Here is a 16,451-nt window from a genome sequence, read left to right as displayed (position 1 = left end):
GCATGAATTTGTGAAACGAATAGTTTCTGTATTAAATACCTGAAAAACAGGTAGGTTAGTCCATGGCCCTCAGTTTCCGTCAGCTCCAGATCTTCTGTGCGGTGGCTCGCTGCGGCAGTACCACGGCGGCGGCGGAATCCATCTCGCTGTCGCAGTCGGCCACCAGCGCTGCGCTCAACGAGCTGGAGTCGCAGCTTTCCACGCGCCTGTTCGACCGGGTCGGCAAGCGCCTGCAACTGAACGAGGTCGGCCGCCGCTTCCTGCCCCAGGCATTGCGCCTGCTCGACGGGGTGGCGCAACTGGAGCAGCAGTTCGCGGTTTCCGCCGCGCCCCAGGCGAGCCTGACGGTGGCGGCCAGCAGCACCATCGGCAACTACGTGCTGCCACGCCTGCTGGCCTCCTTCGAGCGGGAGCAGCCGGGGGTGAGGGTCAACGCCAGCATCGGCAACACCGGTTCGGCGGTGCAGGACGTGGTGACCTTCGCGGCGGACATCGGCCTCATCGAAGGCCCCTGCCACGAGCCGGGCCTGCGGGTGGAGCCCTGGCTCGAGGACAGCCTGATCGTGGTGGCGGCGCCCGGCCACCCGCTGGCCTTGCGCACCCAGGTCTCCCGCGAGGCCCTGCGCCGGGCGCGCTGGCTGCTGCGCGAGCCCGGCTCGGGCACGCGCGAGGAGGTCAGCCACGCCCTGCTGGGCCACCTGCATTACCTGGAAGACAGCCTGGACCTGGGCAGCTCCGAGGCGATCAAGCACAGCGTCGCCGCCGGGCTGGGCATCAGTTGCCTGTCGCGCTGGGTGGTCGAGGAACAGTTGGCCTCCGGCGCGCTGGTCGAACTGCGCAGCAGCCTGCCGCCGTTGCGCCGGCGCTTCTACATGCTGCGCCAGCGCGACAAGTTCCTCTCGCCGGGCTTCGAGCGTTTCTGGGAACACTGTCGGGCGGGAGTCGGCGCCGGCTAGCCGGCTTCCGGCAAAAAAATCCCCCTGCCGCGCCCGACGCGCGGAGGGGGATGAAAAAGGAGCCAGGAACGGCCCTCAGTGTGAGTCTGGCGTTTTCCGGAAGCCGTCCGCTGCATTCCGCAAGCCGCTGGAGGCGATTGTGGCGGTGTCGCTGGCGGTCGAATTAGCCGAAAACGACCTGCCCATGTCCAGGCGGGACAGCCCCCTTGCCGGGAGCGACGTGGGCTTAGCAGAATCGATGGCAATCCCCATCGAAGGAGCTGCCGCGATGATGCACGCCGATCTGATCGACCAGGACGATTTCCGCGAACGCCTGCAGGCGCTGGGCTTCAGCGTGCCGCCGGACTCGACTCCGGAGCAGGCCTGCGAATACGCCGTGCGCGGCCTCAGTCCGGAGCGCGCCCAGGCGCTGCGGCGGCTGGTGGAGGACATGCTCGGCGGGCACGCCACGCTGCTCCCGGCGGTGCGCGAGGCGATTTCCCGGCAACTGCTGCCGGCGCTGGTGCCGCGGGGCTGACAAGGCCCTGCCCGCTCCCGTGGATGGGGCGGGCAGGGACGCGCCGTCAGATCCGCACGCTGGCGAAGGTCGACTCGCCCTGCGCCTGGCTCAGGGCCGACAGCGCCGAGGAGTTGGGCATCAACGCCAGGTCCTGCGGGATCGGCATCAGCACCACCGGCTGGCCCAGCGGCTGGCCCTGGCGCTCGTCGCGCGGCGGGATGCCGAAGTACTCGCGGTAGCATTTGGAGAAGTGCGGGGTGGAGACGAAGCCGCAGACCGAGGCCACCTCGATGATCGACATGGACGTCTGCTTGAGCAACTGGCGGGCGCGGATCAGGCGCAGCTTCAGGTAGTAGCGCGACGGCGAGCAGTGCAGGTACTTCTGGAACAGCCGCTCGAGCTGGCGACGCGAGACGTTGACGTAGACCGCCAGTTCGTCGAGGTCGATCGGTTCCTCCAGGTTGGCCTCCATCAGCGCGACGATCTCCTGCAACTTCGGCTGGTTGGTGCCGAGCATGTGCTTGAGCGGCACGCGCTGGTGGTCCTGCTCGTTGCGGATGCGCTCGTAGATGAACATCTCGGAGATCGCCGCCGACAGCTCGCGGCCATGCTCGCGGCCGATCAGGTGCAGCATCATGTCCATCGGCGCGGTGCCGCCGGAAGAGGTGAAGCGGTTGCGGTCGATGGAGAACAGGCGGGTGCTCATGGCCACCCGGGGGAAGGCTTCCTGCATCGCCGCCAGGCATTCCCAGTGCACGCTGCAATCGTAGCCGTCGAGCAGGCCGGCGCGGGCCAGCGCCCAACTGCCGGTGCACACCGCGCCGAGGCGCCGACCCTGGCGGGCCTGGGCCTGGAGGAAAGTGACGTGCTCGCGGGTGACGCTGCGCTGGATGCCGACGCCGCCGCAGACGATCACGCAATCCACCGCCGGGGCGTTGTCGGTACCGGCGTCGGGGGTGATCTGCAGGCCGTCGCTGGCCCAGACCTGGCGGCCGTCCAGGCTCAGCGTATGCCAGCGGTAGAGTTCGCGTCCCGAGAGCTGGTTGGCCATGCGCAACGGTTCCACCGCCGAGGCCAGGGAGATCAGGGTGAAGTTGTCCAGCAGCAGGAAGCCGATGGACTGCGGATTTCGGTTCTGTGGTGGGACTCCGGGCGCGTACGTGGTCATGGGTGTATCTCCTCACGCTGAGCAAGCAGGCCTCTCACGAGGCTTTTTTTATGATTGTTGGAATTTCCGGGTGGCTGCTTGGGCCACGCCGTCGGCGTTGCTTGTAACCAGAGCAAGGCAAATGCCATGCCTATATTGATTGGGCGTTCAATCAAAAAAGCCGGAAGGCTTTAGCCCGGTATTTCCACTCGGACCTGGCACAACGACAGCATGGGCGACGGCTGGCGGCGCGCCGCGCGCCTGGGCATTTCGGTAGCACCAGGGCGGCCCCCGGCGAGAAGCCGGGGCAGCGGCCGTGGCGACAAAGGTAACGACGGGCGGCGAGCCGTTACTCCGCAGTGTGACGGATGACGACCGCCCGGTCACGCGTCATATGCGCCAAAAAGTGGCGTCTCGATCGTTTCGTGAGCAATTCCGGTTCAGCACTCGATGGCGTTCACCGCCAGGCCCCCGCGCGAGGTTTCCTTGTACTTGTCGTGCATGTCGGCACCGGTGTCGCGCATGGTGCGGATCACCTTGTCCAGCGAGATGAAATGCTGGCCGTCGCCGCGCAAGGCCATTTGCGCCGCGTTGATGGCCTTCACCGCGGCGATCGCGTTGCGCTCGATACAGGGCACCTGGACCAGCCCGCCGACCGGGTCGCAGGTCAGCCCGAGGTTGTGCTCCAGGCCGATCTCGGCGGCGTTCTCGACCTGCGCCGGGGTGGCGCCGAGGACTTCCGCCAGTCCGGCGGCGGCCATCGCGCAGGCCGAGCCGACCTCGCCCTGGCAGCCGACCTCGGCGCCGGAGATCGAGGCGTTCTTCTTGCACAGGATGCCCACCGCGGCGGCGGCCAGCAGGTAGTCGACGACGTCGCGGTCCTGGGCGTCGGGATTGAACTTCATATAGTAGTGCAGCACCGCCGGGATGATCCCCGCCGCGCCGTTGGTGGGCGCGGTGACCATGCGCCCGCCGGCGGCGTTCTCCTCGTTCACCGCCAGGGCGAACAGGTTGACCCATTCCATGGCGCTGAGGGTCGAGCCGATCACGTTGGGCTTGCCGATCTCCTGCAGGTTGCGGTGCAGGCGCGCGGCGCGGCGTTGCACGTTGAGCCCGCCGGGAAGGATGCCTTCGTTGCGCAACCCGTTGTCGACGCAATCGCGCATCGCCTGCCAGATGCGCCGCAGGCCTTCGCGGATGTCGGTCTCGCTGCGCCAGATGCGTTCGTTGGCCAGCATCAGCTCGGATACCCGCAGGTTGTGGCGCTTGCACAGCAGCAACAGTTCCTCGGCGCTGGAGAAGTCGTAGGGCAGCACCGTGTGGTCCTGGTCGAGCTGTCCCGAGGCGGCCTGTGCCGCATCGACCACGAAGCCGCCACCCACCGAGTAGTAGGTCTCCTGGTGCAGTTCGCCTTGCTCGCCGTAGGCGACCAGGGTCATGGCGTTGGGGTGGTAGGGCAGGTTCTCGTCGAGCAGGCGCATGTCGCGCACCCAGTCGAACGGTACCGCCACGCGGCCGTCCAGTTGCAGCAGGCCGCTATCGAGCAGCGCGGCCATGCGTGGGGCGATCTGGGTCGGGTCGATACGATCCGGCCATTCGCCCATCAGGCCCATGATCACCGCGCGATCGGTGCCGTGGCCGACGCCGGTGGCGGACAGCGAGCCATACAGGCGCACTTCGAGACGCCGCACCGCCGACAGCGCCTGGCGCTGGCGCAGGGCAGCGGTGAACAGCGCGGCGGCGCGCATGGGGCCGACGGTATGCGAACTGGACGGGCCGATACCGATCTTGAAAAGGTCGAACACACTGATAGCCATGCCGGCCTCCGGGATTGCCGCGGCATCCGTGCCTGCGTAGTGGGGGTGGCGGCTCCTCCGCCCGCGATTCCTGCGCATCATCGGGCTTTCCCCGGGGCGGGCCGCATCCGCCACCGACCCGGCCATGTCCAAAAGCGCCGCGTCCGCGCCCGGATCGGGGAACCTCTGCGGCCGAGGGGCGTCTGCACCTGCACGGCGTCGGAATGAGAACGGGCTCGCGCCGCTCCGAAAACGGCATCCGCTGGTCGCCGGCAAAGACCACTATGATTGAATGCGACACAGCGGGTACTGAATGCGACCCCGCCTGCACTGGTTGCGACCCACCCTGTAGGCGACGGATGCGTCCTGTTTCATGATCGTTCACGAATTGCCCGCTGAGGGCCGCTACCGGTCGGCCCGATACAGACAGACCGCCGCGCCCTTCGGGGTAGCGCCGGCGCCTTACCCTGCAGAGGAGTTCGCTATGAAAGGTTGCAAGTCTTGGCTGCTGGCCGTGTCTCTGTGCGCACCGCTGGCAGCCCAGGCCGCGGAGCCCGAATCCTGTGCGTCGGTGCGTTTCGCCGACGTCGGCTGGACCGACATCACAGTGACCACTGCGGTCACCCGCCAGGTCCTCGAGTCCCTCGGCTACAAGACCAAGGTCAATCTGCTCTCGGTGCCGGTGACCTACCGCTCCCTGGCCAACAACGACCTCGACGTATTCCTGGGCAACTGGATGCCCACCATGACCAACGACATCAAGCAGTACGCCGAGAAAGGTACGGTCGAGACACTGCGCGCCAACCTGGAGGGCGCCAAGTACACCCTGGCGGTTCCCCAGTACGTCTACGACGGCGGCCTGCGCAGCTTCGCCGATATCGCGAAGTTCTCCGACAAGCTGGGCAACAAGATCTACGGCATCGAGCCGGGCAACGACGGCAACCGCGTCGCCCAGAGCATGATTGACAAGAACGCCTTCGAACTGGGCAAGTTCAAGTTGGTGGAATCCAGCGAGGCGGGCATGCTCTCGCAGGTGCAGCGGGCCATCCGGCGCAACCAGTGGGTGGTGTTCCTCGGCTGGGAGCCGCACCCCATGAATACCCGCTTCCAGATGAAGTACCTGGAAGGCGGCGACGACTTCTTCGGCCCCAACTATGGCGGCGCGACCATCTACACCAACGTGCGCAAGGGCTACGCCCAGGAGTGCGCCAACGTCGGCCAACTGCTGAAGAACCTCAGCTTCACCCTCGAGATGGAGAACAAGCTGATGGACGCGGTACTCAACGAAAACAAGAAACCCGAGGAAGCCGCTAAGGCCTGGTTGAAGGATCACCCGGAACAGCTGGATGCCTGGCTGGCCGGTGTCACCACCCGCGACGGGCAGCCTGCCGCAGCCGCGGCCAAGCTGGCGTTCGCCAAGTAGGCGACCGGTCGTTCATTTCCCGCTCTTGATGGACCCTGATTATGTTCCTGACTGATCACAAGCTCCCGCTGGGAGAGCAGATCGCCGGTTTCGTCGACTGGCTGACCCTGCATGGCGCATCGTTCTTCGACAAGATCTCCGACACCCTTGAGTTCCTCATCCATGGCGTCACCAACGGCTTGCTCTGGTTCAACCCGCTGGTGCTGATCGCCTTGCTGGTAGGGCTGGTGCATTTCATCCAGCGCAGCTGGGGGCTGACCGTGTTCGCCCTGGCCTCGTTGCTGCTGATCCTCAACCTGGGCTACTGGCAGGAGACCATGGAAACCCTCGCCCAGGTGATATTCGCCACCCTGGTGTGCATCGCCGTAGGCGTGCCGCTGGGCATCGTCGCCGCGCACAAGCCGTGGTTCTACACCGCGCTGCGGCCGCTGCTGGACCTGATGCAGACGGTGCCGACCTTCGTCTACCTGATCCCGACCCTGACCCTGTTCGGTCTCGGCGTGGTGCCGGGCCTGATCTCCACGGTGATCTTCGCCGTCGCCGCGCCAATCCGCCTGACCTGCCTGGGTATCCAGGACGTTCCGGCGGAGCTGCTCGACGCCGGCAAGGCCTTCGGCTGCTCGCGCTGGCAACTGCTGACGCGCATCGAGCTGCCGCACGCGATGCCGAGCATTGCCGCCGGCATCACCCAATGCATCATGCTCTCCCTGTCGATGGTGGTGATCGCCGCGCTGGTCGGCGCCGATGGCCTCGGCAAGCCGGTGGTGAACGCGCTGAACACCGCCGACATCTCCCTCGGCTTCGAAGCCGGCCTGGCCATCGTCCTGCTCGCCATCCTGCTCGACCGGGTGTGCAAGCAGCGCGCCGTGAAGGGGAAATAAGCCATGACCGCGATCCGATTCGACCATGTGGACGTCATCTTCGGCACCCACACCAAGGAAGCCCTGAAGCTCCTCGACCAGGGCCTCGGCCGCGCCGAGATCCTCAAGCGCACCGGCCAGGTGCTCGGCGTCGAGGACGCCTGCCTGGACGTCAACCGCGGCGAGATCTGCGTGCTGATGGGACTTTCCGGCTCCGGCAAGTCGAGCCTGCTGCGCTGCATCAACGGCCTGAACAAGGTCAGCCGCGGCAAGCTGCTGATCGAGCACGAAGGTTCGCAGGTGGACATCGCCAACTGCTCGCCGGCGACCCTCAAGGCCATGCGCACCAAGCGCATCGCCATGGTGTTCCAGAAGTTCGCCCTGATGCCCTGGCTGACGGTGGCCGAGAACGTCGGCTTCGGCCTGGAGATGCAGGGCCGTCCGGCCGCCGAGCGGAAGAAGCTGATCGACGAGAAGCTCGAGCTGGTCGGTCTCTCGCAGTGGCGCGACAAGCGTCCTGACTCGCTCTCCGGCGGCATGCAGCAGCGCGTCGGCCTGGCTCGCGCGCTGGCGATGGATGGCGACATCCTGCTGATGGACGAACCGTTCTCCGCCCTCGACCCGCTGATCCGCCAGCAATTGCAGGACGAACTGCTGGTGCTGCAACGGCAACTGCACAAGACCATCGTGTTCGTCAGCCACGACCTCGACGAGGCGCTGAAGATCGGCACCCGCATCGCGATCATGAAGGACGGCCGGATCATCCAGCACGGCAAGCCGGAAGAGATCGTGCTGAGCCCCGCGGACGACTACGTGCGTACCTTCGTCGCCCATACCAACCCGCTCAACGTGCTGTGCGGCCAGAGCCTGATGCGTGGCCTCGACCAGTGCATCCGGCAGAACGACGAGATCTGCTTCGACCAGGGCCGCGACTGCTGGATCGGTCTCAGCGAAGGCGACGTGCTCAAGGGCGCGCGCCAGGGCAGCAACGTCATCGACCTGCAACGCTGGCGCCAGGGCGATCCGGTGGAGAAGCTGCGCCGCGAACCGACCCTGGTGGATGTCAGCATCCGTATGCGCGATGCCCTGCAGATTCGCTACCAGACCGGCCACAAGCTGGTCCTGCAGGAGCAGGACAGGGTGGTCGGGGTGCTCGGCGACAGCGAGCTGTATCACGCGTTGCTGGGCAAGAACCTCGGCTGATCACCCTCGGCCCGCTCGGGGCCGCTGCGAATGCCCGGCGCTGCCGGGCATTCGCGTTTACCCTCCGCGCTTTTTCCGCCTGCTCTTCCTGTCCCACACTCCTGCGCGTCGGTTCCTGCGGCATGCGCCGGGCGCCGGGTGGCAGAAAAGAAAGGCCCGGCGAAACGCCGGGCCAAGTACGCACCTGATTGGCGAGGGCGCCCTAGCGGCGCCGGGTTCAGGTCTGGGGCTGGGTTGGCGCCGGCACCGGCTGGTAGGTGCGGCGGTCGCCGACCTGGGCCTCGTAGTCGGCGCGCATGGCCTTGTGCAGGCCGAACATGAACAGGATCAGCACCGCCGAGAACGGCAGCCCGGCGAGCACCACGACGGTTTGCATCGCCGTGAAGTTACCGGCGAACAGCAGGCCGATGGTGACTAGCGTGACGACGGCCGACCAGAGGATACGCAGCCAGTTCGGCGCGTCCTCGTCCAGCTCGCCGCCGCTGCGCGAGAGATTGGCCAGCATCACCGAGCCGGAATCCGCCGGGGTGAGGAACAGCACGAAGCCGACGAAGATCGACAGGCCGATGACGATCTTCGACAGCGGATAGTGTTCCAGCAGCAGGTAGATCGACATCGACGGCTGTTCCAGCGCGGCCTTGCCCAGGTCGGTCGCGCCGTGGTTCATCACCAGGTCCAGGGCGCTGTTGCCGAATACCGACAGCCAGGCCAGGGTGAAGCCCAGCGGGATCAGCAGCACCCCGCAGACCAGTTCGCGCACGCTGCGACCGCGGGAGATGCGGGCGATGAACATACCGACGAAGGGCGCCCAGGAAATCCACCAGGCCCAGTAGAACAGGGTCCACAGGCCCAGCCATTCCTCGCTCTTGCCGGCGCCGGCACCGGTGTAGACGTAGAGGTCGAAGGTCTTCAGCACCAGGCCGTCGAGATAGTCGCCGAGGTTCTGTACGAAGCCGTTGAGCAGTTCCAGGGTCGAACCGCAGACCAGCACGAACAGCAGCAGCGAGCTGAACAGCACGATATTCAGGTTGGACAGCCGGCGGATGCCTTTCTCGACACCGGAGACCGCCGCCAGGGTGGCGACCAGGCTCATCGCCAGGATCACCGCCAGCAGGGTGCCTTTGCTGTGCGGCATGCCGGTCAGGTACTCGAGACCGGACGACACCTGCAAGGCGCCGATGCCCAGGTTGGTCACCAGCCCGAGAAGGGTGACGAAGATGCCGAAGCAATCCACCGCATGGCCCGCGGCGCCTTTCACCCAGCGCTCGCCGAGGATCGGATAGAGCGCCGAGCGCAACGCCAGCGGCTGGCGATGGCGGTAGGCGAAATAACCGACGGCGAGGCCGACCAGGGCATAGATCGCCCAACCGTGTAGGCCCCAGTGGAGGAAGGTCAGTTGCAGCGCCTGGCGCGCCGCCTGAGGGCTGCCGGGAACGCCTTCGGGTGGATGGTAGAGGTGGTCGATCGGCTCGGATGCGGCGAAGTAGAGCAGCGAGATGCCGATCCCGGAGGAGAACAGCATGCCGGCCCAGGCGCCGTAGCTGAAGTCCGGCTTTTCATGCTCCTCGCCGAGCTTGAGGGTGCCGAAGCGCGAGAAGGCCACCCAGGCGACGAAGAACAGGTAGGCGCCGATGGCCAGCATGTAGTACCAGCCGAAGCTGTGCGACAGCCACTCCTGGATGCGGCCGAGCAAGGCTCCGGCGCTGTCGGGATAGAGGATGAGGGCGGCGGTCAGAACCAGGATCAGTGCGGTCGAGCCGAAGAACACGATCGGATTCAGACGTACCTGCTCGTTTGTTTTTATTGGCGAAGCAGTACTCATTGGAGGATGACCCCATGGCAGTGAAAGCATGGCGGCTTATGGCCGCGGACTACAGACACAGCATTGCCACCCCACTTGAAGCCCGGATTCTGCGATCCTTGGCGGACTTCGGCGACGAGGTGATGAACGGCGCGGGCCAGGTTGCACGCAGGCTGGGAGCCGCTCATGGACGCCGAGCTTATTCTTAGTTGATTGAACGTTCAATAAAAACAAAATAGACTGGCCACCAATGACGTCGGTCGGTGCCCGCACGCACCCATCGACGAGAGGAGATAGCAATGCCCAAGGTCGGTATGCAGCCCATCCGCCGCTCGCAACTGATTCACGCCACCCTGGAGGCGGTTGATCAGGTCGGCATGGGAGACGCCAGCATCGCCCTGATAGCCCGCCTGGCGGGTGTTTCCAACGGCATCATCAGCCACTACTTCCAGGACAAGAACGGCTTGCTGGAAGCGACCATGCGGCACCTGCTCAGCGCCTTGAGCAAGGCCGTACGCGAACGCCGCGCGGCGCTCTACGACGACAGTCCGAGGGCGCACCTGCGAGCCATCGTCGAAGGCAACTTCGACGACAGCCAGGTCAATGGTCCGGCGATGAAGACCTGGCTGGCGTTCTGGGCGACCAGCATGCACCAGCCGGCACTGCGTCGATTGCAGCGGGTCAACGACCATCGCCTGTATTCGAACCTGTGCTACCAGTTCCGCCGCCAGCTCTCGGCGGACGACGCCCGCGCCGCGGCACGCGGCCTGGCGGCCCTGATCGACGGCCTGTGGTTGCGTGGCGCGCTGACCGGCGACGCCTTCGATACCGACGAGGCCCTGAACATCGCTTACGACTACCTCGACCAGCAGTTGGCAAAACAGTCGGGGTAGGGACGAAAACCCCCGCGGCGCCGCCTTGCGCCTGCGATACCGATAAGAGAGGACTGCAACATGGCCCGATTCGAAGAACAGAAGCTCTACATTGGCGGTCGCTACGTGGAGGCCAGCAGTGGCGCCACCTTCGAGACCATCAACCCGGCCAACGGCGAAGTGCTCGCCAAGGTCCAGCGGGCTTCCAGGGAAGACGTCGAGCGGGCCGTGCAGAGCGCCGTCGAGGGGCAGAAGGTGTGGGCGGCGATGACCGCCATGCAGCGCTCGCGCATTCTCCGTCGCGCCGTCGACATCCTCCGCGAGCGCAACGACGAACTGGCTGCCCTGGAAACCCTGGATACCGGCAAGCCGCTGGCGGAAACCCGCTCGGTGGACATCGTCACCGGCGCCGACGTGCTCGAGTACTACGCCGGCCTGGTCCCGGCCATCGAAGGCGAGCAGATTCCCCTGCGCGAAACCAGTTTCGTCTACACCCGCCGCGAGCCGCTGGGCGTGGTCGCCGGCATTGGCGCCTGGAACTACCCGGTGCAGATCGCCCTGTGGAAATCCGCCCCGGCCCTCGCTGCCGGCAACGCGATGATCTTCAAGCCCAGCGAAGTCACCCCGCTGACGGCCCTCAAGCTGGCCGAGATCTACACCGAGGCCGGCGTGCCGGACGGCGTGTTCAACGTGCTCACCGGCAGCGGACGCGAAGTCGGCCAGTGGCTGACCGAGCACCCGCTGATCGAGAAGATCTCCTTCACCGGTGGCACCTCCACCGGCAAGAAAGTCATGGCCAGCGCTTCCAGCTCGTCGCTGAAGGAAGTGACCATGGAGCTGGGCGGCAAGTCCCCGCTGATCATCTTCCCCGACGCAGACCTCGACCGCGCCGCCGACATCGCCGTCATGGCCAACTTCTTCAGCTCCGGCCAGGTCTGCACCAACGGCACCCGGGTGTTCATCCACCGTTCCCAGCAGGCTCGCTTCGAAGCCAAGGTACTGGAGCGCGTGCAGCGCATCCGTCTCGGCGACCCGCAGGACGAGAACACCAACTTCGGCCCGCTGGTCAGCTTCCCGCACATGGAAAGCGTGCTCGGCTACATCGAGTCCGGCAAGGCGCAGAAGGCTCGCCTGCTGTGCGGCGGCGAGCGTGTGACCGATGGAGCGTTCGGCAAAGGCGCCTACGTCGCGCCGACCGTGTTCACCGATTGCCGCGACGACATGACCATCGTCCGCGAGGAAATCTTCGGCCCGGTGATGAGCATCCTGGTCTATGACGACGAAGACGAGGCGATCCGCCGCGCCAACGATACCGAGTACGGCCTCGCCGCCGGCGTCGTGACCCAGGACCTGGCCCGCGCCCACCGCGCCATCCATCGCCTGGAAGCCGGCATCTGCTGGATCAATACCTGGGGCGAGTCGCCGGCGGAAATGCCGGTCGGCGGTTACAAGCAATCCGGTGTCGGTCGCGAGAACGGTCTCACCACCCTGGCTCATTACACTCGCATCAAGTCCGTGCAAGTGGAGCTGGGCGACTACGCCTCGGTGTTCTGAGCCTCGACGCAGCGCTCGAACCCCTAACCAGGCCGGTCCCAGGCAACGCTCCCTGACACCGGCCATTCCGAACTTCCAGACACCGGCGCGCCAGCGTCGCGGCCGGTGTCATGCCGAGAAAAGAGGAAGGCCTGCATGTCCCAGGAATTCGACTACATCATCATCGGAGCCGGCTCTGCCGGTAACGTACTCGCTACCCGCCTCACCGAAGATGCCGACGTCAGCGTCCTGCTGCTCGAAGCCGGCGGTCCCGACTACCGCTTCGACTTCCGCACCCAGATGCCGGCGGCCCTTGCCTTCCCGCTGCAGGGGCGGCGCTACAACTGGGCCTACGAGACCGACCCCGAGCCCTACATGAACAACCGCCGCATGGAGTGCGGTCGCGGCAAGGGCCTGGGCGGCTCCTCGCTGATCAACGGCATGTGCTACATCCGCGGCAACGCCCTGGACTTCGACGGCTGGGCCAAGGAGCCGGGCCTCGAGGACTGGAGCTACCTCGACTGCCTGCCGTACTTCCGCAAGGCGGAAACCCGGGACATCGGCCCCAACGACTACCATGGCGGCGACGGCCCGGTCAGCGTGACCACGCCGAAGGCCGGCAACAACCCACTGTTCCATGCGATGGTCGAGGCCGGCGTGCAGGCCGGCTACCCGCGAACCGATGACCTCAACGGCTACCAGCAGGAAGGCTTCGGCCCCATGGACCGGACCGTCACCCCGGAGGGCCGTCGCGCCGCCACCGGGCGCGGCTACCTGGACCAGGCCCGCGGCCGGCCCAACCTGACCATCGTCACCCACGCCCTGAGCGACCGCATCCTGTTCAGCGGCAAGCGCGCCATCGGCGTCTCCTACCTGGTGGGCAACGGCGACAACCCGGTCACCGCCCACGCCCGCCGCGAAGTATTGGTGTGCAGCGGCGCGATCGCCTCGCCGCAATTGCTGCAACGCTCCGGCGTCGGCCCGGCGGCCCTGCTGCGCGACCTGGACATCCCGGTGGTGCATGACCTGCCGGGCGTCGGCGCCAACCTGCAGGATCACCTGGAACTCTACCTGCAGTACGCCTGCAAGCAGCCGGTGTCGATCTACCCGGCGACCAAATGGTGGAACCAGCCTGCCATCGGTGCCCAGTGGCTGTTCCTCGGCAAGGGCCTCGGCGCCAGCAACCAGTTCGAGGCCGGCGGCTTCATCCGAACCCGCGAAGCGTTCGAATGGCCGAACATCCAGTTCCATTTCCTCCCGGTGGCGATCAACTACAACGGCAGCAAGGGCGTGCAGGAGCACGGCTTCCAGGCGCACATGGGCTCGATGCGCTCGCCGAGCCGCGGGCGCATCCACCTGAAGTCCAGGGACCCGCGCCAGCATCCGAGCATCCTGTTCAACTACATGTCCCACGAGCAGGACTGGCAGGAGTTCCGCGACGGCATCCGGCTGACCCGCGAGATCATGAACCAGCCGGCGCTGGACCCCTATCGGGGCCGCGAGTTGAGCCCTGGGGTGAGCGTGCAGTCGGACGCCGAACTCGACGAGTTCATCCGCAACCATGCTGAGACCGCTTTCCACCCATCCTGCTCGTGCAAGATGGGCAGCGACGACATGGCGGTGGTCGATGGCCAGGGACGGGTCCATGGCATGGAAGGACTGCGAGTGGTGGATGCGTCGATCATGCCGCTGATCATCACCGGCAACCTCAATGCCACCACCATCATGATGGCCGAGAAGATCGCCGACAGGATCCGCGGTCGCCAGCCGCTGCCGCGCAGCACGGCGAAGTACTACGTGGCCGGGGATGCGCCGGTACGCGGCAACCCCGTGCGGGCCTGAGGAACGCGCAAACAAGAACGCCGGCGATAGCCGGCGTTCCTGCGTCTAGCCCCGGCGTGGCGGGACCGGGCGGGTGCGCCCGCTGCCATCGATGGCGACGAACACGAACACCGCCTCGGTGACTTTGCGCCATTCGCTGGACAGCGGGTCGTCGCTCCACACCTCGACCAGCATGCGGATCGAGCTGCGGCCGACTTCCAGGGTCTGGGTATAGAAGGAAAGCTGGGCACCTACCGCGACCGGCACCATGAAGGCCATGCGGTCGATGGCGACGGTGGCGATACGGCCGCCGGCGATCTTGCTGGCCATGGCGGTTCCCGCCAGGTCCATCTGGGATACCAGCCAACCGCCGTAGATATCGCCGAAACCGTTGGTTTCGCGCGGCAGCGCGGTAATCTGCAAGGCCAGGTCTCCCTGGGGAATGGGGTCTTCTTGTTCAAGCTCGATCATAGGTAAGGGCCTCGTGCCCCCCGGATTTCTTGTTCAAGCGCGGTTTAGGGGAAAACTCTCCCAAAACGCCTGCCGGTGCAAGGTCTTGGGACAGCTTTCAGAGGCGCCCGGGCATTATATAGAGGAGTAGGGCAGCCGACGACCGCCCGGTTCTCTCTTCGACCGACTGTGTGGACATTCGTCGATTTGCTATGGTTTCGCTCCTGCGTCCCCGGGTCGCAGGTCGACACGGCTGCCGGTCGAACCCCGCTCATGCTTGCTGAACGAATAAAGAGAACAATCCCGACATGCCATCCGCGAATGCTCCCGAGGCGCCGGCCCAGCGTCCATTGACCCGCAGCGACTACAAGACCCTGTCCCTCTCCGCCCTGGGTGGAGCGCTGGAGTTCTACGACTTCATCATCTTCGTGTTCTTCGCCACCGTGGTCGGCAAGCTGTTCTTCCCGGCGGACATGCCGGAATGGTTGCGTCAGTTGCAAACCTTCGGCCTGTTCGCCGCCGGCTACCTGGCGCGGCCGCTGGGCGGCGTGATCATGGCCCACTTCGGCGACCTGCTCGGGCGCAAGCGCATGTTCACCCTGAGCATCTTCATGATGGCGGTGCCGACCCTGATCATGGGCCTGCTTCCGACCTACGCGCAGATCGGCATCTGGGCGCCCCTGGCGCTGCTCCTGCTGAGGGTGATCCAGGGCGCCGCGATTGGCGGGGAGGTGCCGGGGGCTTGGGTCTTCGTCGCCGAGCATGTACCGGCACGGCATGTCGGTTATGCCTGCGGGACGCTGACTTCCGGCCTGACGGCGGGCATCCTGCTGGGCTCGCTGGTGGCTACTGCGATCAATAGCTTCTATAGCGCGACAGAGGTGCAGGACTACGCCTGGCGGATTCCCTTCCTGCTCGGCGGGGTGTTCGGCCTGTTCTCGGTCTACCTGCGCCGCTGGCTGCACGAGACGCCGGTATTCGCCGAGCTGCAGCAGCGCAAGGCGCTGGCAGAGGAAGTGCCGTTGAAAGCGGTGGTCCGCGATCATCGTGGCGCCGTCCTGGTGTCGATGCTGCTGACCTGGGTGCTGTCGGCCGCGATCGTGGTGGTCATCCTGATGACCCCTACCGTGCTGCAGAGCGTATACGGCTTCGATGCCGCCACGGCGCTCAAGGCCAACAGCCTGGCGATCGTCTGCCTGACCCTTGGCTGCATCGTCGCCGGGCGCATGGCGGATCGTTACGGCGCGGGGCTGACTTTCGTTGCCGGTAGCGTGCTGCTGGCGCTGGTGTCCTGGAGCTTCTACGGCAACCTCAAGGCCCACCCGGACTGGCTCTTTCCTTTATATGCACTGACCGGCTTCTTCGTCGGCATCGTCGGCGCCGTTCCCTACGTGATGGTCAATGCGTTCCCACCGGTTGTGCGTTTCTCCGGCCTGTCCTTTTCCTACAACCTGGCCTACGCCATCTTTGGTGGGCTGACGCCGATGGCGGTGGCCCTGCTGCTCAAGCAGAGCCCGATGGGGCCGGCTTACTACGTGGTCACTCTGTGCCTGGTCGGCTTCCTCGTCGGGCTCTACCTGCTGGCGCAGAAAAAGCCGGCTGGCGAGGCGGTTTCGGTGGGCTGAAAGCGCTTCCGGCGGTTATTTGAATTATTTTTGAAATAATCGTTGACGCCAGTTTCTATCTCCCTATAATGCGCACCACTCCCGGCGACGACGAAGAGTAAATGCTTGAAAATCAAGGATTTACGGATTCTCTTCCAGGGGGTGGTGAAGCGCTCCGGCAGGTTGTTCGTCGCAGCGGTTCGGTCCCGAAAGGGATTCGAAACGAAGCTTCACCGAGGTGCTTGACAGCGAATTTGAACGCTGTAGAATGCGCCTCCCGCTGATCGGAAGATGGTTTGAAGGTCGGCGCAAGCGGTTGAGTAGAAAAGGAAATTTTCGAAAATAACGCTTGACGGAAAGAGAGGTTGCTGTAGAATGCGCGGCCTCGGTTGAGACGAAAGCCTTGACCAACTGCTCTTTAACAAGTCGAATCAAGCAATTCGTGTGGGTGCTTGTGATGTAAGACTGGTGATCGCAAGATTATCA

Annotated in this window: 13 protein-coding genes; 9 read left to right on the top strand and 4 right to left on the bottom strand. The window is 65.4% G+C overall.

Features of this window, described 5'->3' with window-relative positions; genetic code table 11:
• Positions 1-62: 62 nt before the first annotated feature.
• Together LJF27_RS30035 and LJF27_RS30030 are read left to right on the top strand one after the other, a co-directional pair.
• Positions 63-956 carry a LysR family transcriptional regulator gene (locus tag LJF27_RS30035; protein ID WP_010793635.1) on the top strand — a complete coding sequence of 298 codons (894 nt, stop codon included), beginning with the start codon at positions 63-65 and terminating at the stop codon, positions 954-956.
• Positions 957-1,224: 268 nt separating this feature from the next.
• Positions 1,225-1,473 (top strand): hypothetical protein, encoded by a 249-nt coding sequence (locus LJF27_RS30030; protein ID WP_003096701.1) that lies wholly within the window; start codon positions 1,225-1,227, stop codon positions 1,471-1,473.
• A gap of 46 nt (positions 1,474-1,519) precedes the next feature.
• Here LJF27_RS30030 and LJF27_RS30025 read toward each other — a convergent pair whose 3' ends face one another.
• Complete coding sequence (locus tag LJF27_RS30025) at positions 1,520-2,623, bottom strand: GlxA family transcriptional regulator (protein WP_003096699.1); 1,104 nt, start codon at positions 2,621-2,623, stop codon at positions 1,520-1,522.
• 419 nt (positions 2,624-3,042) lie between these two features.
• Positions 3,043-4,419, bottom strand: coding sequence for an L-serine ammonia-lyase (locus tag LJF27_RS30020; protein ID WP_003111339.1), 1,377 nt, complete (start codon positions 4,417-4,419; stop codon positions 3,043-3,045).
• Between the two features lie 463 nt (positions 4,420-4,882).
• Here LJF27_RS30020 and LJF27_RS30015 point away from each other — a divergent pair, with 463 nt between their 5' ends.
• From LJF27_RS30015 to choV, 3 genes are read left to right on the top strand one after another with little or no spacing between them, the layout of a single operon-like run.
• Complete coding sequence (locus LJF27_RS30015) at positions 4,883-5,821, top strand: choline ABC transporter substrate-binding protein (protein WP_003104841.1); 939 nt, start codon at positions 4,883-4,885, stop codon at positions 5,819-5,821.
• Positions 5,822-5,862: 41 nt separating this feature from the next.
• Positions 5,863-6,702: a choline ABC transporter permease subunit gene (gene choW / locus LJF27_RS30010; RefSeq protein WP_003096692.1), complete on the top strand. Its 840-nt coding sequence runs from the start codon at positions 5,863-5,865 to the stop codon at positions 6,700-6,702.
• A 3-nt stretch (positions 6,703-6,705) separates the two neighbouring features.
• Positions 6,706-7,884 carry a choline ABC transporter ATP-binding protein gene (choV, locus tag LJF27_RS30005; RefSeq protein WP_003096690.1) on the top strand — a complete coding sequence of 393 codons (1,179 nt, stop codon included), beginning with the start codon at positions 6,706-6,708 and terminating at the stop codon, positions 7,882-7,884.
• A gap of 217 nt (positions 7,885-8,101) precedes the next feature.
• On the opposite strand, the gene LJF27_RS30000 is transcribed toward choV, so the two are convergent.
• Positions 8,102-9,652: a BCCT family transporter gene (locus tag LJF27_RS30000; RefSeq protein ID WP_003114437.1), complete on the bottom strand. Its 1,551-nt coding sequence runs from the start codon at positions 9,650-9,652 to the stop codon at positions 8,102-8,104.
• A 332-nt stretch (positions 9,653-9,984) separates the two neighbouring features.
• Between LJF27_RS30000 and betI the strand changes: the two genes are divergently transcribed.
• From betI to betA, 3 genes are all read left to right on the top strand, one after another.
• Positions 9,985-10,578 carry a transcriptional regulator BetI gene (gene betI / locus LJF27_RS29995; protein ID WP_003096684.1) on the top strand — a complete coding sequence of 198 codons (594 nt, stop codon included), beginning with the start codon at positions 9,985-9,987 and terminating at the stop codon, positions 10,576-10,578.
• Between the two features lie 60 nt (positions 10,579-10,638).
• Positions 10,639-12,111, top strand: a complete 1,473-nt coding sequence (gene betB / locus LJF27_RS29990) for a betaine-aldehyde dehydrogenase (protein ID WP_003114436.1) — start codon at positions 10,639-10,641, stop codon at positions 12,109-12,111.
• A 135-nt stretch (positions 12,112-12,246) separates the two neighbouring features.
• Positions 12,247-13,932, top strand: coding sequence for a choline dehydrogenase (betA, locus tag LJF27_RS29985; RefSeq protein ID WP_003104848.1), 1,686 nt, complete (start codon positions 12,247-12,249; stop codon positions 13,930-13,932).
• 45 nt (positions 13,933-13,977) lie between these two features.
• On the opposite strand, the gene LJF27_RS29980 is transcribed toward betA, so the two are convergent.
• Positions 13,978-14,382, bottom strand: coding sequence for an acyl-CoA thioesterase (locus tag LJF27_RS29980; protein WP_003096677.1), 405 nt, complete (start codon positions 14,380-14,382; stop codon positions 13,978-13,980).
• A 287-nt stretch (positions 14,383-14,669) separates the two neighbouring features.
• On the opposite strand from LJF27_RS29980, the gene LJF27_RS29975 reads away from it, so the two are divergent.
• Positions 14,670-15,986 carry an MFS transporter gene (locus LJF27_RS29975; RefSeq protein WP_003104851.1) on the top strand — a complete coding sequence of 439 codons (1,317 nt, stop codon included), beginning with the start codon at positions 14,670-14,672 and terminating at the stop codon, positions 15,984-15,986.
• Positions 15,987-16,451 lie beyond the last annotated feature (465 nt).

It is taken from the genome of Pseudomonas sp. 203-8 (genome assembly GCF_020708595.1).
GTDB classification, from domain to species: Bacteria; Pseudomonadota; Gammaproteobacteria; order Pseudomonadales; family Pseudomonadaceae; genus Pseudomonas; species Pseudomonas aeruginosa.
Note: the sequence above shows the minus strand (reverse complement) of the source record. Positions and strands in the feature narration are given on the sequence as shown.